Source organism: Allobosea sp. Root483D1, assembly GCF_001429505.1.
In the GTDB taxonomy this organism is placed as follows: Bacteria; Pseudomonadota; Alphaproteobacteria; order Rhizobiales; family Beijerinckiaceae; genus Allobosea.
On sequence record NZ_LMJW01000016.1, the window covers coordinates 332,885 to 348,836 of the forward strand.

The 15,952-nt window shown below is 64.6% G+C and carries 16 protein-coding genes and 1 tRNA gene; 7 read left to right on the forward strand and 10 right to left on the reverse strand.

Translation table 11 applies throughout. The features are described 5' to 3' along the window. Nucleotides 1-24: 24 nt before the first annotated feature. Nucleotides 25-1,245 carry a hypothetical protein gene (locus ASE66_RS14475; protein WP_057190330.1) on the reverse strand — a complete coding sequence of 407 codons (1,221 nt, stop codon included), beginning with the start codon at nucleotides 1,243-1,245 and terminating at the stop codon, nucleotides 25-27. Between the two features lie 127 nt (nucleotides 1,246-1,372). On the opposite strand from ASE66_RS14475, the gene ASE66_RS14480 reads away from it, so the two are divergent. The 5 genes from ASE66_RS14480 (at nucleotide 1,373) to ASE66_RS14500 (ending at nucleotide 4,817) form a co-directional block, all read left to right on the forward strand. Further along, on the forward strand, nucleotides 1,373-2,164 hold the full coding sequence (locus tag ASE66_RS14480; protein ID WP_057190332.1) for a DUF899 domain-containing protein: 792 nt from the start codon (nucleotides 1,373-1,375) through the stop codon (nucleotides 2,162-2,164). Between the two features lie 71 nt (nucleotides 2,165-2,235). Next, nucleotides 2,236-2,988 carry a DUF2182 domain-containing protein gene (locus ASE66_RS14485; RefSeq protein ID WP_057190335.1) on the forward strand — a complete coding sequence of 251 codons (753 nt, stop codon included), beginning with the start codon at nucleotides 2,236-2,238 and terminating at the stop codon, nucleotides 2,986-2,988. 176 nt (nucleotides 2,989-3,164) lie between these two features. Then, nucleotides 3,165-4,277 carry a branched-chain amino acid ABC transporter substrate-binding protein gene (locus tag ASE66_RS14490; RefSeq protein ID WP_057190337.1) on the forward strand — a complete coding sequence of 371 codons (1,113 nt, stop codon included), beginning with the start codon at nucleotides 3,165-3,167 and terminating at the stop codon, nucleotides 4,275-4,277. A 153-nt stretch (nucleotides 4,278-4,430) separates the two neighbouring features. Beyond that, on the forward strand, nucleotides 4,431-4,631 hold the full coding sequence (locus ASE66_RS14495; RefSeq protein WP_057190339.1) for a hypothetical protein: 201 nt from the start codon (nucleotides 4,431-4,433) through the stop codon (nucleotides 4,629-4,631). Between the two features lie 95 nt (nucleotides 4,632-4,726). After that, a tRNA-Ser gene (locus ASE66_RS14500) sits at nucleotides 4,727-4,817 on the forward strand. 327 nt (nucleotides 4,818-5,144) lie between these two features. Here the strand turns inward: ASE66_RS14500 and ASE66_RS14505 are convergent. The 8 genes from ASE66_RS14505 to ASE66_RS14540 all read right to left on the reverse strand — a co-directional run bounded on the left by ASE66_RS14505 (nucleotide 5,145) and on the right by ASE66_RS14540 (nucleotide 12,124). Next, on the reverse strand, nucleotides 5,145-5,873 hold the full coding sequence (locus ASE66_RS14505) for an amino acid ABC transporter ATP-binding protein (protein WP_057190341.1): 729 nt from the start codon (nucleotides 5,871-5,873) through the stop codon (nucleotides 5,145-5,147). A gap of 66 nt (nucleotides 5,874-5,939) precedes the next feature. Further along, nucleotides 5,940-6,851, reverse strand: a complete 912-nt coding sequence (locus ASE66_RS14510) for a LysR family transcriptional regulator (protein ID WP_057190343.1) — start codon at nucleotides 6,849-6,851, stop codon at nucleotides 5,940-5,942. Between the two features lie 186 nt (nucleotides 6,852-7,037). Then, nucleotides 7,038-7,703 carry a hypothetical protein gene (locus ASE66_RS14515; RefSeq protein WP_057190344.1) on the reverse strand — a complete coding sequence of 222 codons (666 nt, stop codon included), beginning with the start codon at nucleotides 7,701-7,703 and terminating at the stop codon, nucleotides 7,038-7,040. Continuing rightward, nucleotides 7,703-8,941 (reverse strand): CaiB/BaiF CoA transferase family protein, encoded by a 1,239-nt coding sequence (locus tag ASE66_RS14520; protein WP_057190411.1) that lies wholly within the window; start codon nucleotides 8,939-8,941, stop codon nucleotides 7,703-7,705. The genes ASE66_RS14515 and ASE66_RS14520 overlap by 1 nt, the downstream gene beginning before the upstream one ends. Before the next feature lie 14 nt (nucleotides 8,942-8,955). Next, nucleotides 8,956-9,855, reverse strand: a complete 900-nt coding sequence (locus tag ASE66_RS14525) for an HpcH/HpaI aldolase/citrate lyase family protein (RefSeq protein ID WP_057190346.1) — start codon at nucleotides 9,853-9,855, stop codon at nucleotides 8,956-8,958. Nucleotides 9,856-9,865: 10 nt separating this feature from the next. Then, nucleotides 9,866-10,561: an ABC transporter permease gene (locus ASE66_RS14530; protein WP_057190348.1), complete on the reverse strand. Its 696-nt coding sequence runs from the start codon at nucleotides 10,559-10,561 to the stop codon at nucleotides 9,866-9,868. Beyond that, a complete protein-coding gene (locus tag ASE66_RS14535) occupies nucleotides 10,558-11,238 on the reverse strand; it encodes an ABC transporter permease (RefSeq protein ID WP_057190349.1) in 681 nt (226 codons plus the stop codon). Before ASE66_RS14535 ends, ASE66_RS14530 begins: the two co-directional genes overlap by 4 nt. Before the next feature lie 103 nt (nucleotides 11,239-11,341). Beyond that, entirely contained in the window at nucleotides 11,342-12,124 is a 783-nt protein-coding gene (locus ASE66_RS14540) for a transporter substrate-binding domain-containing protein (protein ID WP_057190351.1), read from the reverse strand. A gap of 238 nt (nucleotides 12,125-12,362) precedes the next feature. On the opposite strand from ASE66_RS14540, the gene ASE66_RS14545 reads away from it, so the two are divergent. After that, nucleotides 12,363-13,316 (forward strand): hydroxymethylglutaryl-CoA lyase, encoded by a 954-nt coding sequence (locus ASE66_RS14545; protein WP_057190352.1) that lies wholly within the window; start codon nucleotides 12,363-12,365, stop codon nucleotides 13,314-13,316. Nucleotides 13,317-13,422: 106 nt separating this feature from the next. On the opposite strand, the gene speB is transcribed toward ASE66_RS14545, so the two are convergent. Beyond that, nucleotides 13,423-14,484 (reverse strand): agmatinase, encoded by a 1,062-nt coding sequence (speB, locus tag ASE66_RS14550; RefSeq protein ID WP_057190354.1) that lies wholly within the window; start codon nucleotides 14,482-14,484, stop codon nucleotides 13,423-13,425. Nucleotides 14,485-14,605: 121 nt separating this feature from the next. On the opposite strand from speB, the gene ASE66_RS14555 reads away from it, so the two are divergent. Then, on the forward strand, nucleotides 14,606-15,499 hold the full coding sequence (locus ASE66_RS14555; protein ID WP_057190413.1) for a LysR substrate-binding domain-containing protein: 894 nt from the start codon (nucleotides 14,606-14,608) through the stop codon (nucleotides 15,497-15,499). The last annotated feature ends 453 nt before the right edge of the window (nucleotides 15,500-15,952 follow it).

The window sequence follows — 15,952 nt, forward strand, 5'->3', positions numbered from 1 at the left end:
TGTTCGGTTGGACCGGGACGAGGTCTAGCCATCCGGCAGCGGAGCCGGGAGTAACAAGGCTGTCGGGAAACCCGGCACCGGCGGCGTCAGCCAGCGCCGCGCCCGCGCCTTGCCGAAGGACTGGATCTTGCCGGCCTCGGCCAATGCCTCCAGCGCGCGCTGCATGTTGCGCTGGCTCACCCCGAGCGCCAGCGCCAGCGCCGAGCTCGACCAGGCCTCGCCATCGGCGAGGAGGGCGAGCACGTCGGCATGCGGCTCCTCCAGCGGCTGCGCCAGCACCGCGACCTCGCGCGCCCGGTGCGGCTTCAGGGCAAAGCCGCGTTTCGTCGCGCTGATCTCGGCGATCCCGTGCAATTCGGCGCGCAGCCGCCCGATCTCGACCCGCAGCCGGGCGCGATGCGACTCGTCGGCCTCCTTCGCCCGGAAGGCGCGGGCCAGCAGCACCTCGCGCGAGGCATCCGCCGGCCAGGCCTCGGCGAGCGTGCGCGCGAGCGAAAACAGCACGGGCCGGGTGGCGAGCGGCACGGTTGTACCGGCCTCGCGCACGAGATTGCGGCAGGCATCGACGACGAAGCTGCATGATGCGAGCAGCGCCGCGACCTCGCCCAGCATCAGCGGGCGCTCCTCGCCCTGCGCGATCAGCCGAGCAGCCGGCGCCTCCAGCACGCGCGCGGCGGCCTCGACCTCGGCCACCAAAGCGGGGATGCGGGCACGCTGAGCTGCCTCTGCCGCCTGTGCGAACGCTGCGCGGGCCGGTTCCGCCTGCAACCGTCGCAACGCGATGCCACCGATGGCGAGCGCTCGCGCCGCCTCCAGCGCCGGCGGCAGCGGGTTCTCGTCGAAGCCGGCGAGCACGCGCTCGGCTTCCCCGAGCCGGCCGATCAGCAGCAGGCGGCGCACCGCGATCGTGCGGGCATGAGCGGCGTTGAGGCGGTCGCCATGGGCTTCCAGAGTTGCGCGCGCCGCATCGAGCGCCTTGGCTGGCCAGCCGAGATCACGCGAGACCAGGGCGATTTCGGCCTCGGCGAGAATGCAGCGGGCCCGCGCTACCGGTTCCTTCGTACCGAAGCCTTGGCCGGCGCGCTTGAGCAGCACCTTGGCGCGGGCGAGGTCGCCGAGTTGCGCCATGGCGATGCCGCGCAACGCCAGCGCCGGTGCATCCTCGCGCAGCGCGACGCGGTTGAGCGCGCCGAACGGGTCGCCCGCCGCCAAGGCTCGCCCGGCTGCCGTGATCAGCGAATCCATGCCACAGCCCGAAATCCCGCCAAACTTGTCACTCCCGCTCCCTGTCGCCTCAAGCGTACCCCTGACCGCGACGCCGCATCGCGAAACGGCGAGCGGCGAATGTCAACCGACGACAGGAGCAAGCATCATGACGGCTCATCTCACTGGAACGCGCGAGGACTGGCTCAGGGCCCGGCTCGACCTGCTAGCGGTCGAGAAGGCGCTGACGCGGCAGAGCGACGCCGTGGCGCGACAGCGCCAGGCTTTGCCCTGGGTCAAGGTCGACAAGGATTATCGCTTCGTCACCGAAGCCGGGCAGGTCGGGCTGGCCGACCTCTTCGCCGGGCGCTCGCAGCTTCTGATCTACCATTTCATGTTCGGGCCGGACTTTTCCGCCGGCTGCCCGTCCTGCTCGCTGATCGCCGACGGCTTCAACGGCATCCACGTCCATCTCGCCAACCATGACGTGACGCTGACCGCGGTATCGCTGGCGCCGCTCGACAAGCTCGTCGCCTTCAAGCGGCGCATGGGCTGGAGCTTTCCCTGGGCCTCCTCTGCGACGGGCGATTTCAACTTCGACTTCAGCGCCTCCTACAGCGAGGAGCAGGAGCGGCAGGGTGCGGTCGAGTACAATTTCCAGCGCGAGCCGCAGGTCGACTGGAGCAGCAACGACATCGTCTCCGGGCTCGCCGTGCAGAGCGGCACGACACCGTCAGGTTATATGCGCGAGCGGCCGGGGATGAGCGCCTTCATCCGCGAGGACGGCGCGATCTACCACACCTATTCGAGCTACGGACGCGGCGTGGACGCGATCTGGAGCATATATCCCTGGCTCGACCGCGCGCCGAAGGGTCGCAACGAGCCGAGCGGGCCCTGGTGGCGCCTCCGCGATGCCTACCTCGCGCCTTCTGCCGCGACGGCCCAATCATGCTGTGCCTGAGCCCCCGGCCGCATGCTGGTCGCGGAGCGTCGGGCAACCCGTCCGGCGTCTCCGTCGTGGGGGCGGGGCGGATGTTCTTCGCCGTCTGCGCCCTGCTGTTCGTCGCCAGCGCGACCGCGACCATCCTGATCTGCCTTGCCATGGCCGATATGGGCGAGGTGCCGATGGCGGGCGGCTGGTCGATGTCGACGGCCTGGACGCCGCTCTGCGGCGGCTCCTGGCCGGCGGCCGCCGGCTCCTTCCTCGGCATGTGGATCGCGATGACGCTGGCGATGATGCTGCCCTCGCTCGCGCCTGTGCTCTGGCGCTGCCGAGAGGCAGCGCTGCACTCCGGAGAAACCAGGGCAGGGCTGTGCGCTGCTCTGGCCGGCCTCGGCTATCTCGGGGTCTGGACAGCGCTCGGGCTGGCGGTCTTCGTCGGCGGTGCCGCGCTGCTGGAGGTCGCGATGCGCTGGCCGCGACTGGCCTGCTTCATGCCGCTCTTGGCCGCCGTGATCGTGATCGCGGCCGGCGCTTTCCAGGTCTCGGCTTTGAAGGGCGACCTGCTCGGTTGTTGCCAGCAAATCGCTCAGCGAGGCGCAGGCGCTCTCGCCGCGATGAGGCAGGGGCTGCGGCTCGGCCTCGCCTGCTGCGCCTCCTGCGCCGGGTTGATCGCGCTCCTGCTCGTCGGCGGCGTGATGGATCTGCCGACGATGGCCGTCGTGACCGCGGCGATCACCACCGAGCGGCTCGCCTCAGCAGGCGAACGCGTCGCCCGCGCCTGCGGCGGCGTCATCCTCGGAATGGGGGCGGTCATGATCGTGCAGGCGCTCTGGCTGATCTGATGCCCCGGCCCTCGCCGGGCCCGATCGCCGCCGCCGCCATGTCTGCCATGCATTTTCGCATCTGCTCAGAAACGCGCCACGCAGTGCCGCGCCGCCTCGCGCTGGCCTATACAGGTCGCAGGCGATCCTCGGGTTGGGTCGCACGCAAAAATTGTACGGTTCACGAGGAGACGCACATGACGCTCAAAGCCCGATTCCTCATCGGAACAGCCTTCGCCGCGGCGATGCTCGCAGGCGCCCCGGCGCGCGCCGACATCACCATCGGCCTGCTCGCGCCGCTGACTGGCGCCGTCGCTGCCTATGGCGATCAGGTCAAGAACGGCGCCCAGGCCGCCGTCGACGCCATCAACAAGAAGGGTGGCATCGCCGGTGAGAAGGTCGTCCTGAAGCTCGCCGACGATGCCGGCGATCCCAAGCAGGGCGTCTCGGCCGCCAACCTGCTGGTCGGCGACAAGGTCCGCTTCGTCGTCGGCCCGGTGACCTCTGGTGTCGCCATGGCCGCGTCCGACGTCTTCGCCGAGAGCGGCGTCCTGATGGTGACGCCGACCGCGACCTCGCCGGCGTTGACCAACCGCGGCCTCGCCAATGTCTTCCGCACCTGCGGCCGCGACGACCAGCAGGCCGAGGTCGCCGCCAACTACGTCCTGAAGAACCTGAAGGCCAAGAAGATCGCCATCGTCCACGACAAGGGGACCTATGGCAAAGGCCTCGCCGATTCCTTCAAGAAGGGCATCAATGCCGGCGGCATCACCGAGGTCGCCTATCTCACCCTGAATCCGGGCGACAAGGACCTCGCGGCGGTGATCACCCGGCTGAAGTCGGGCGGCGCCGAACTGATCTATTTCGGAGGCTACCACCCGGAAGGCGGCCTGCTCGCCCGCCAGTTGCATGATGCCGGCGTCAAGGCGACGATCATCGGCGGCGAGGGCCTCTCCAACACCGAACTCTGGGCGATCGGCGGCGACACCGCGGCCGGCACCCTCTTCACCAACGCCACCGACGCGCTGAAGAACCCGGCCTCGGCTGAAGCCGTGGCGGTGCTGAAGGAGAAGGGCATTCCGCCCGAGGCCTTCACGCTCAACGCCTATGCCGCCGTCGAGGTGCTGAAGGCCGGCATCGAGAAGGCCGGCAAGGACGCCAAGGCCGACGCGGTCGCCAAGGCATTGAAGGCTGGCCTCGAGGTCAAGACCGCGATCGGTACGCTGACCTATGGCAAGACCGGCGATCTGAGCTCGCCGAGCTTCTCCATGTACAAGTGGGAAGCCGGCAAGATCGTCGCCGCCGACTGACGATCTGCTTCAGATGCGAGGGAGGGCCTGCGGCGTGCCGCGGGCCCTTTTTTGTTGCGGGTGGGCGCAAGTGCTGCCCGTCTCCTGAACGCGCCGTTCGGGAACCGTTCAGGCGCTGGGCCGTTCAGTCCGGCGACCGAACGGGAACTGCCCATGTCAGCCGCCGAAGCCTTCGCCACTACCAAGCCCTTCGCCAAGCCGTCATTGATCGCGATTCGGCGTGAAGTGGATGGCTATGGCATCCGCTTTGGCTTGAACGAGGCCGAGGATGCGCAGATGCCGGGCCCTGTCTTCGCGACGCTGGACGAAGCCATGGCCTGGGTCGAGCGCATCGATGGTTCCGGCGGCCATTGAAACAGTTCGATCGGGGCGATTTGCGCCATGCCTGTCGATCGATCGTCGGGACGGCTTGTCAAAGCGGGTCGCGATCGGGCATAGAGCCTTCCAACGGAGACGTGGCCGAGAGGCTGAAGGCACTCGTTTGCTAAATGAGCATACCCCACAAGGGTATCGAGGGTTCGAATCCCTCCGTCTCCGCCATTTTCCCTTCCTGCAAGCATTTGATATCGTTTAGTTATTATCTGAAGAATCAGTTGCCAACCCCAATAAGCGCCCCAACGAGTGACCGAGGCCGCAAGAAGCTGCATGCCTCCGCGACCGCCTTTGACTGAAAGATGACGCTTGCGTGCGCAATTCGCGCGAATCGCAAACTTCCGGCTAGCGCCAGATGCAGACATTGCAAATTGCCGCGAAGCGGACATTCATGCTCGGGAGAGCAAGGGGCGCTCAGGATACAAAATATCAGCGCGCAACACCAAGCGATGCTGCCATCGAAGCCAACAATGGCCGATGCAAGCGCCGGGCAGATCAATGCGCACTCATTCGGCTTAAAAACTCCCGAGCGCGAGCGCTCTGCGGATGCTGGAAGAAGGCCTCTGGCGGCGCCTCTTCTACGATGGCGCCGCCATCCATGAACACGACGCGGTCGGCCACGGTCCGAGCGAAGCTCATCTCGTGAGTGACGATGATCATCGTCATGCCCTCGTTCGCCAAATCGGTCATGACGCCCAGAACCTCCTTGACCATTTCCGGGTCGAGCGCCGAGGTCGGTTCGTCAAACAGCATGACCTGCGGCTGCATGCACAAGGCCCGAGCGATCGCAACGCGCTGCTGCTGCCCGCCCGAAAGCTGGCCCGGGTAAGCGTCGGCCTTGTCCTGGATGCGGACACGCTCAAGCAACGATATCGCCCGCGCTCGAACCGCATCTTTCGGAAGCTTGCGCACCTTCCTCGGCGCGAGCATCAGATTGTCGAGCACCGTGAGATGGGGAAAGAGGTTAAACTGTTGGAACACCATTCCAATTTCCCCGGAAAATGCCGCAACGTTGGAGCAATCTGAGGCCAGCTCACGTTCGCCTACGGAAATCGCGCCGCGCGCCCGAGTCTCAAGTCCCGCGACGCAGCGGATCAATGTCGATTTTCCGGATCCCGAAGGCCCACATATGACGACACGCTCCCCCAACAGAACCGTCAACGAAATGTCCTGGAGAACTGTCGCTTCACCATAGTTTTTATGGATGCTCTCTATAGTTATCATTTTGATTCTTGTTTCGATGTGAGATTTTGCGGAGATGCATGTTCGTTTTATTATTATGTCTGTTTTTTACGCTTCGGCGATTTCATCCGGGAGATTTTCTTTGACCCTGTTCAAGAAATTACGAACCAAAATATTGTCATCCCCTTGAGCTCGGTAGATGATGTAGAATGTCGACAGATAGTCGACGCTCGGGCTGGCGGGGATCCTGTGCAGGCGGGCGTGGGGCGGCAGAGCCTCCGCATAATGCTGCGGCAGAAAGCCGATAAAACGCCCGGACAGGATCAGGGCAGCATGTGCTTCCATGTTTTCCACGAAAGCGTTGGGCACGATGTTTCCGCTTATCTTCTCGATATTGTAGCGGTTGAGATACCGTCTGACCAAGAAAGGATAGGAGGAAAGCTCTTCGACGGGGACCTCTTTCTTTGACGCAAGCTCGTGGTCAAGCGAGCAGTAGATCGACTGCCGCTCCCGGAATACCGGAATATAGTTGAGGCCGACACGCTTGTGGAAGAAAGAGCCAATCACGATGTCCCGCTTTCCCTCGATCAGCTCCTGTTCCATCTCAGCGGAGGAGCCGACCTTCAGTTCGATGACGACCTCGCTGGCGTGCTCGCTGAAGGAGCGGATGATCGCGGGCAGGTTCCACACCCGGTTGGAGATGACGGCGTCGATCATGCCGATCCGCAGGACGCCTTTCATGCTGCCGGAAATCGACGCTGCGATGTTCTGGATCCGGTCGGCGGCCGAAAACAGCTCGACGCATCCCTCATAGATCTGTTGCCCGTCCCGGGTGAGGGAAAACCCGGCCCGGCCTCGGTGGCAGAGGCGAAACCCAAGCCGCTTTTCAAGCTCCGACAAATGTGTCGAGACGGTCGACTGGGCCATGTTCAATGTGAGTTGAGCACCGACCAGCCCGCGTGCTTCGACGATGGCCTTGAAAACCCGAAGCAGTCTCAGATCGATATCCGACAAACGCACTGCACTGCGCTCCTATCGAGGGCCGTCAACGGCTGGATTTTGGCATTCAAGCGGCGGGAGCGCGACACTGCGCGAGACCTCGCGGCGTCATCGGAACCTGGCGCGGCATTGCCGCGCAGAGGCGAACTGAGTTCCATGGCCGCGAGGTCATCTCGGCCGAACTGAGGTTTTCCGGTAGCGCGCGTTCTAGTTGGCGCCATTCGGATAGATCATCGCGTCGATCCAGGCGTTGTCCTCGCGCCCGCATGCGATATCCGCGAGAAGTCGTTCCTCCTCCGCCATGCGGTCCTTGGCGGCTGCGAGGGCTGCGGCGGCATCGGACGCCGGGACAACGATCACGCCGTCATCGTCCGCGACGACGACATCGCCGGGGGTCACGGTCGTTCCCCCCACGACTACGGGGGTGTTGATCTCGCCCGGACCCGTCTTGAACGGTCCGCGCAGCGAATGGGCGCGCGCCAAGCACAGCACGGGCCCCTCGCGGAAGGCGCCGATATCCCGCACCGCGCCATCGATCACAAAGCCCGCAAGCCCGCGAGCGACGGCCTGCCGCATCATGATCTCTCCGATGAGGGCGTTGCCGACATCGCCTGCACCGTCCACGACGAGCATGTCGCCGGGCTGCGCCATATGCAGCGCCTTGTGGAGATACAGATTGTCGCCCGGACGAACGCGCACCGTGAAGGCGCTTCCCGCGCGCCTTCCGTTCCGGTCGAAGCGACGTAGGCCCTGCATGCCCGAAAGCCTGCCGAACACGTCGCCGATGATAGGCGTGGGCACCTCAGAAAGCGCGGAAACCAGATCAGGCGCGACACGCCGGTCAATGTCGTTGATGACGGGCGCGCCAATCATCAGATCACGACGCCTGCGGATCGAAGCGCGCGAATGTCGTCGAGGCCGTATCCGAGCGCACCCAGGAGATCGTCGCTGTGTTCGCCAAGCCGCGGTGCCGGGCATCTGAACGCGCCGGGCGAGGCCGATAGCCGCGGGCTGATGTTGTGCATCGGAACATAGCTCCCATCCTCGTCTTCGGCTTCGACGAAGACCTCACGTTCGATGAAATGCGGATCGGCCGAGATGTCGGCCACGTCGTAAATCGCGGCAACCGGTACCTCGCCAGCCTGCATCGCGGCCAATGCCTGAGGCCTTGTCTTTGTGGCGAACCAGGCAGCCAGGGCGTCGTCAAGATCTTCGCGGTGTTCCACCCGGGTCGTGTTGGTCGCGAAGCGCGGGTCGTCCTTCAGCTCCGGTCGCCCGATGACGTCGAAGACCCGCACTGCCGTCGACTGGGTCGAGGCCGACAGCGCCACGAACTTGTCGTCTCTGCAACAGTAGACGTTGCGCGGCGCCGACCCGTTGGAGCCGCTGCCCTGGCGTGGCGCCACTTGGCCATTCTGCCTGTAGACCGCGAGGTCGGTCCCCATTGTCGAGAAGAGCGGTTCGAGCAACGCCACGTCTACGATCTGGTTGCGGACACCCTTTTCGTTGCGCGCCAGTACCGCCGTCACGACCGCGAAGGCCCCCTGCAGGCCGGCCATCATGTCCGCGAGAGGATTCTGGGGCAGGACCGGCTCGCGGTCGGGAAAGCCCGTGCGGGCCGCGAAGCCACTCATCGCCTCCACCAGCGTTCCGAAGCCCGGCAAGGGCGAATAGGGGCCCGTCTGGCCAAAACCCGAGATCCTTACCAGTACAAGGCGATCGTTCGCCTCATGGAGGACTGCGGGAGCCAAGCCCATCTTCTCCAGCGTTCCGGGCCTGTAGTTCTCGACGAGGACATCGGCCGTGCGCACCATGTCCAGCAGGATCTCGCGCGCCTTCGGGTCGCGCAGGTTCAGTCCGATCGAGCGCTTGTTGCGGCAGTAGCTGGCCCAGTAGAGCTCCTTGCCCGCTTCTTTCCAGAAGCGCAGCGCATCGCCTTCCGGAGGTTCTATCTTGACGACATCCGCGCCGAAATCGGCCAACTGAACCGACAGGACATTGCCGGCGACGAGGCGCGACAGATCGAGGACCTTGAGCCCGGTCAGCGGGCCGGCGGCGTCGGGAGCATAGGAGACGATCCTGCCTGTCGGAGCGTTGGGATGTTGCGTCATGGTCGGGTTGCTCGTCATTGGCTGTCGCGGGGCGGGCGGGTTAACTGCTCATGGCGCGCGAGCACGGCGCGCGCGCGCCGATAAATGGGCTCGTCGACCATCGTTCCGTTATGTGCGATCGCGCCGAGCCCCCCGGCAATCGCGGCGGCGAATGCCGTTGCGAGTTCCCGCGCTTCGGCCACTTCCCTCGAAGAGGGCGAGAATGCCTCGTTCAGGATTCCGATCTGCGATGGGTGGATGCAGGCGGCTCCGGTGAAGCCCAGCCTGCGCGCATGGCGCGCTATTCCCGCGAGCGCCGGCAGGTCCCGGAAATCCACGCTGCTGCCCGGAAGGCCGATCGCTTCCAGGCCTGCGGATTTCGCTGCAATGACGACCTGCTGGGCTGGCGCCGTCAACGCCTCCGGCGACGCGGCGACACCGAGATCCTGGGCGAAATCCTGCTCTCCGAAGCCGAGGGCGCGCAAACGTCCGCTCGAACCCGCAATGGCTGGCGCCGCGACCAGCCCCTTGGCGGTCTCGATGTCCGCCATCAGCGCGACCGCCCCCTCAGGAGCGCCGGAGCGCTTCTCGGCCGCGGTCACCAGCGCTTCGGCGTGCTTCACATCCGAGGCGCATTCCGCCTTCGGCAGCACGATGCCGGTCGCGCGGGCGGCCACGGCGGCAGCGATGTCCTCCTCGAGCAGCGCCTTGTTCACCCGCACCCAGCTCAGGACGGCATGGGCGGCCAGCCGCGCGACAGCATGGGCGAGATGGGAACGCGCCTCCTGCTTTCTTTCCGGTGCGATCGAATCCTCCATGTCGAGGACGATCGCATCGGCGCCGCGGGTGTGGGCCTTCTCGATGAATGCCTGCGAGAGCACGGGGATGAAGAGTAGCGAGCGAATCGGCAGGGCGCGGGGCTGGAGTTGGGACATAGGGCTTCCCTCACAGCCGACCGGGCGTCGTGCCCGGTATCGAGAGGACCTGCTCGACGAGCCCGAACGCGCGGGTGATCACATAGCCGATGGCAAGGTAGAACAGGCCTGCGAGCGCAAAGATTTCGAAGGGAGCGTAGGTGTCGGCGACGAGTGTGCGTGCCACGCCGGTGACGTCCATCAAGGTGATGACGCTTGCCAGCGCGGTCGCCTTCAGGACGAGGATGGCTTCGTTTCCGAGCGCTGGTAGCGCCGCGCGATAGGCCTGCGGCAGTACGATGTAGACGAATGCCTGGCCGCGACCGAGGCCCAGTACCTGCGCCGCCTCCCATTGTCCGCGCGCGACGTTGGTGATCGCACCGCGCATGAGTTCGCCGACATACGCTGAGGAGTTCAGCCCGATGGCCAGAACCGCGCAGAAGAAGGGTTCACGCAGATAAGGCCAAAGAATCGAAGTGCGCACGGCCTCGATCTGAGCCAGCGCATAGTAGAGGAGAAAGACCTGTACGAGCAGCGGGCTCCCGCGCAGGCAGAACGTGTAGAGGAAAGCCGGCAGGCTCACGAGGCGGCTGCGCGAGACCAGGGCGAGCGCGACCAGCAACCCGAGAACCTGGCCGACCGCGTACGACAGAAGCGCGAGGGACAGCGTCGTCCCGGTAGCCCTCAGCAATGGCATGAAAGCTTCTGCGAACAGAGACAAGTTCATGGGCGTACACCAACCTGGCCGCGCGAGACCCAAGCGTCCGCCGACTTGAACAGCACAGTCGAGATGGCGGTGATCGTTATGTAGATGAGCGCCGCCGTCAGGTAGAAGCCGAGGTGGTTGTCGGTCGCGGCCGCGCCGATATTGGCCACGCGCATCAACTCCTCGAGTCCGACGACGGACACGAGTGCGCTCTCCTTGAGCAGGACGAGCCACTGGTTGCCGACACCGGGCAGGGCTCGGGCGAGCATCTGGGGCATCAGGACGAGAAGGAAGGTCTGCCCAGCACTCAGCCCGAGAACGCGGCCTGCCTCACGCTGACCTTGAGGCACGCTCTGGAGCGCGCCCCGGAATATCTCACAGAAATAGGCCGCACTGACCACGGTCAGGGCGAAAATCCCTGCCGCCAGCCCGTCGACCTCGACATAGGAACCCGCGATCCGGCTGAGGAGCACGGTGCCGCCAAAATAGGCGAGGAAGATGATCAGGAGATCCGGGAGCCCCCGAATGACGGCGACGTAACCCCGGATCAGAGCCCTGACGGGAGGCGGGCCGTGGAGCACCGCGCCCGCCAGGAGGATGCCCGCGGCGAGCCCCAGCGCGAGGCTGCTGACGGAAACACGCAAGGTGATGAGCGTGCCGTCGAGTAGCTGAGGCCAGAAGGCCTGTAGTCCCTGCATGCCTGTCCTGCCAGTCCCGCTCTGCGCCGAGCGGGGAAACTGCCCGGACGCGCGCCGGGCAGTGGATTGCACCTTCAGAGGGCAGCGCCGCCGCCTCTGGCGCCTATTTGAATGACAGGCTGAAGCCGAGCCATTTTTCGGCCAGTTTGTCGGCCGTCCCGTCGGCGAAGACGGCCTCGATGGCGCCGTCGAGTTGCTTCTGCAGCTCGACGTCCTCCTTGCGCAAGGCGATGCCATAGCCTTCGCCGAGCTCCTTAAACGTGTCGCCGGAGAGCTTGGGGCCGAGGTAATCGTACTTCTCGGCGAGTTCGCCGACGAGTTGGCGCTGCCAGTTCGCCCCGTTCAACGAGGCGACATCGATGCGGCCGGCCTTGAGATCGGCGATGATCTCGTCGATGCGGGCGTAGGTGCGGATCGTCGCCTTGGGGAAATGTGCCTTCAGCATCGCTTCCTGAGTCGAGCCGCGCTGGCAGCCGATGACCTTGCCTGCCAGGCGGCTCACCAGAGCCGGGACCGTCTCGATATTGCGATCGGGGAATGTCTTGGCGGCCACGAGCCTGATGACGATCGGGGCGTAGGGGCGCGTGAAGTTGACGCTCTCCTTGCGCTTCTCGGTGATCGCCATCGAGGTCATCAACGCGTCGAACTTCTTGACGAGCAGCGCCGGAAGAAGGCCGTCGAAAGCCTGATTGGTGAACTGACACTCGCGCTTGATCCGCGCGCAGATCTCATTGCCGAGATCGATGTCGAAGCCGACGAGCTTTCCGTTCGCGTCGACGGATTCCCACGGAGGGGCATCGGCCGAGGTGCCGATCCGCAGCGGCTGGGCCTGGGCGACAGCGGGAAACAGCGACAGGCAGAGCGCAAGGCGAGCGATGGATTTCAATTCGAACCTCCCGTGAACCGTTATTGTCCGGTCACGCTGACACTGTTTTTCTCGGCAAAAAATAGCGAGTGACTCAAGATACATCGAAGCGAGCGATGTATCGACCGCCGCCATCACGGCGCATCCGTGCTGGGCGAATGCTGCTGCCGCCCCGATGTTTCGCTCCGTTTTTTTGATGTTGCCGGCGAGCCCGAGCTGTCATGCGACGACAGACCTGCCCCCGTGGAGACGACGATCTGTGGCCGATCTGCCGAAAGACATCTCGATCCTGGAAGTCGGGCTGCGCGACGGGCTCCAGATCGAGCCACGCATACTGGCCACTGACGAGAAGCTCGCTCTGGCGGAGCATCTCGTTGCGGCGGGGCTCAGGGACATAGAAATCGGCTCTTTCGTCAGCCCGCGACTCGTGCCGCAGATGGCCGACACGAAGGAGTTGGCGGGACGGCTCTCCGCCCGTGAAGGCGTGACCTATCGCGCCCTCTGGCTTAATCTGCGCGGGCTGCGGGAGACGCTCGCCTGCCCAGCCATCACGGTGGACGGCCTGCTTTCGCTCAGCGCCAGCGAAGCCTTCGCACAGCGCAACACCAATCGGGGGATCGACGACGATTTCACGGCGATACCGGGCTGGATCGAGGCTTATCGCGGTGCTGGAATCGAGGCCGACACGCTCTCCGTGCTGGCGGCTTTCGGCTGCAATTTTCAAGGCGCCATCCCGACGAGCGATCTTCGGCACCTGATCGCCGGCGCGATCCGGATGTGCTGCGACAACGGCGCCGAGATTCGCCGGATCACACTTTGCGACACCATGGGTTGGGCGACCCCGCTGATGATCAGGCGATGCATCGCCGCCATTCGCGAGACCTGGCCGGAAATGATCATCCGGCTCCATCTCCACGATACGCGCGGGTTGGCCATCGCCAACGCCCAGGCCGCCCTCGAACTGGGAGTGCGTGAATTCGAGACGTCCATCGGTGGGATGGGAGGCTGCCCATTCTCCGGCAACGCCCTCAAGGCGGCGGGCAATCTCAGCACCGAGGATCTGGCGTTCCTGTGCCAGGCGAACGATGTCGAGACGGGTCTCGACCTGGAGGCGTTGATCAGCGCCGCCCATCTGGCGGAGACATTGATCGGGCATGATCTCCCGGGAAAGCTGATGAAATCCGGGCGACTTATCCTCCCGCGCCCAGACTAAATTCCAACGCCAGCGGCATACCGGGCCACCTCGCCCGGCCGATGCTGCCCCCCGCAGGCGGAAGGAAGCACAGGCCGGCCTCGAAGCCTCGATCGCCGGAAGCTGATCAAACGCGGGCCGCTTCGCGGAGCGAGGGGCTGAACAGGATGAGGCTCAGAATCTCGAACAGCATCTGGGCCGCGGTATGGGCCGTGTTACTCGTCGCGTCATAGGCAGGCGCGACCTCGACGACATCGCCGCCGACCAGATTGACACCCTTCATCCCGCGCAGGATCTCGAGGGCTTCGCGGTTTGTGAGCCCCCCCACCTCCGGCGTGCCGGTGCCCGGGGCGAATGCCGGGTCGAGGCTGTCGATGTCGAAGGAGAGATATGTCGGCCCGTCCCCCACGACCGCTCTCGCCTTCTCGATGATCGCCGGCAGGCCGAGCCCGGAAACCTCGCGGGCAGGGATCACCGTCATCCCCGATATCCGGGAGAACTCCCAGATGTACTCGGCCGAGCCGCGGATCCCGATCTGAATTGTCCGAGTGGGATCGAGTACGCCGTCGAGCACGGCGTTCCGGAACGGGCCGCCATGGTGAAAGCGCTCGCCTTCATAGACGCCACCAGTGTCGCAATGGGCGTCGATATGGATCATGCCGACAGGGCCGTGGCGGCCGAGAACTTTCAGGATGGGGTGGCTGATCGAATGGTCTCCACCGACCGATAGCGGGATGACGCCGGCATCGACGATCCTGCCGATGTGGCGCTCTATATCCTCGTGGCTCGTCGCCAGGTCGAACCTGCTACGAAACGGCACGTCCCCGATATCGGCCACGCGCATTTCGTGGACCGGGGCACATCCGAGCGCATCGTTGTAAGGTCCGATCCGCTCGACGGTCCTCAAGGCGCGCGGGCCAAACCGCGAGCCGGCCCGGTTGGTCACGGCGAGATCCATCGGGATTCCGAGAAGAGCGACCTGCAACCCGCCAAGGCGATCCGGGCTCTCGGCGAGGTTCAATGCAGGCGCGTCCAGCAGTGTCGGGAAACCCGCATAGGGGAATTCGCGCCGGTCTCCGTCCTTGAAGATCAGGTCGGCGATCCGCTGATAGGCCGGCGTCTCCATTGCCCCGCCGGAGGCCTTCCCGAACCTGCTCCGGAGCGCGGCAAGATTATCCGAGTCCCACATTGTCGCTGGCTCCCTGCACTCATGACGATCACGGCGAATAGTCCAGACAGATTGCTTGCGAGAAAACCTATTGCAATTGAGAATATTAAGGAGCCTATGATGAGAAAAATTTGTGGACCTGATGCGCCGTCGACCTCTCCTTCTCAATGCTCTCAGAGCCTTCGAGGCCGTCGCCAGGCATGGAAGCCTCACCGGCGCGGCGGGGGAACTGCATGTCACGCCGAGTGCGGTGAGCCATCAGCTGCGGGCGCTCGAGGCCGGCCTGCGGGTAAGGCTGCTCGAAAAGGGAAAGCGGAAGGTCAGCCTCACGCGGGCTGGGGAACAGCTCTATGCCGACAGCGCCGCAGCCTTCGATATCCTGTCCGGCTCGATAACGAAGATCGAAAAGCGAGTCTCGCACGGAAAGCTCTGTGTGGGCTGCGTGCCGGCATTCCTGTCCTACTGGCTGATGCCGAAGCTCGAGTCGATCCGAGCGCATCTGCCAGATGTTGAGGTCAGGTTCGTTTCTACGAGTTCCTCGGACCCAGATGCTGGGAAAGGAGACGTCAACATCCTGTATGGGGACGGCAACTGGCCGGACATGTGGGTGCATCTGCTCGCGGGCCTGAACCTCTTCCCTGTGATCAGCCCCAATCTTGCCGGACGGGTTCCGCTTCGATCGATCCGCGATCTCGACCGGCACGTGCTTCTGCAGTCCGACGACGGGACAGAATGGCAGAGGTGGCTGCAATCCTCGGGCGTGCGGGGAAAATCCTACACCCGGCAATATCTTCCAGATGCCCAACTCTGTCTCGAAGCGGCCATCTACGGTCAGGGTGTCGCCGTGGGAGACCATCTCACTGCGAGGCACGCGCTCGATACCGGACGACTCGTCGCCCCGTTTGCCGCCAGCGTTCCTGCAAACCGATCACTGTATCTCGTATGCCCGAACGGCTTTCAGGAAACGCCAATCATTGGAGCATTCAACGGTTGGCTGCTCGCGCAACTCCAGGCGAACACTAATGGCGAAAGATGACTGAGTTTCGGGCCGAGCGTGGCGCTCTTGCCGATGGCGAGGTCGAAACCGGCTTCGACCAGCGCCACATTCTTAGCGATCAGAAGACCCGAGACCGTGAAGGGCGCGGACGCCCCATGCCTTGGCGATCTCGGCCGCGCTCTGTCCCGATATGTCAGCAGGTGCGTGACGCGCGCCTCGCCCGGCGTGAGATCCAAGAGAGCATTTCGGGATCAAAGGTCGCCGCTCGGCCGTCGCCGATGGCCTCCTGAATGGGATCCCGTTTTGCCATTGCCGCGCTATAGCATCGGACCGAAAAGTGGAATCTACTTTTCGGAATAATCCGATGCGATAACAATGTGATAGATCATCGTGATCGCGCCCGACTGGGCGCGCGATGATCTAGCCGTAGTTCGAAGAGTTCAGCTCGTCGGGCGTGACCGCTTCATCACCACCGACGCCCGCAGCCTGCCG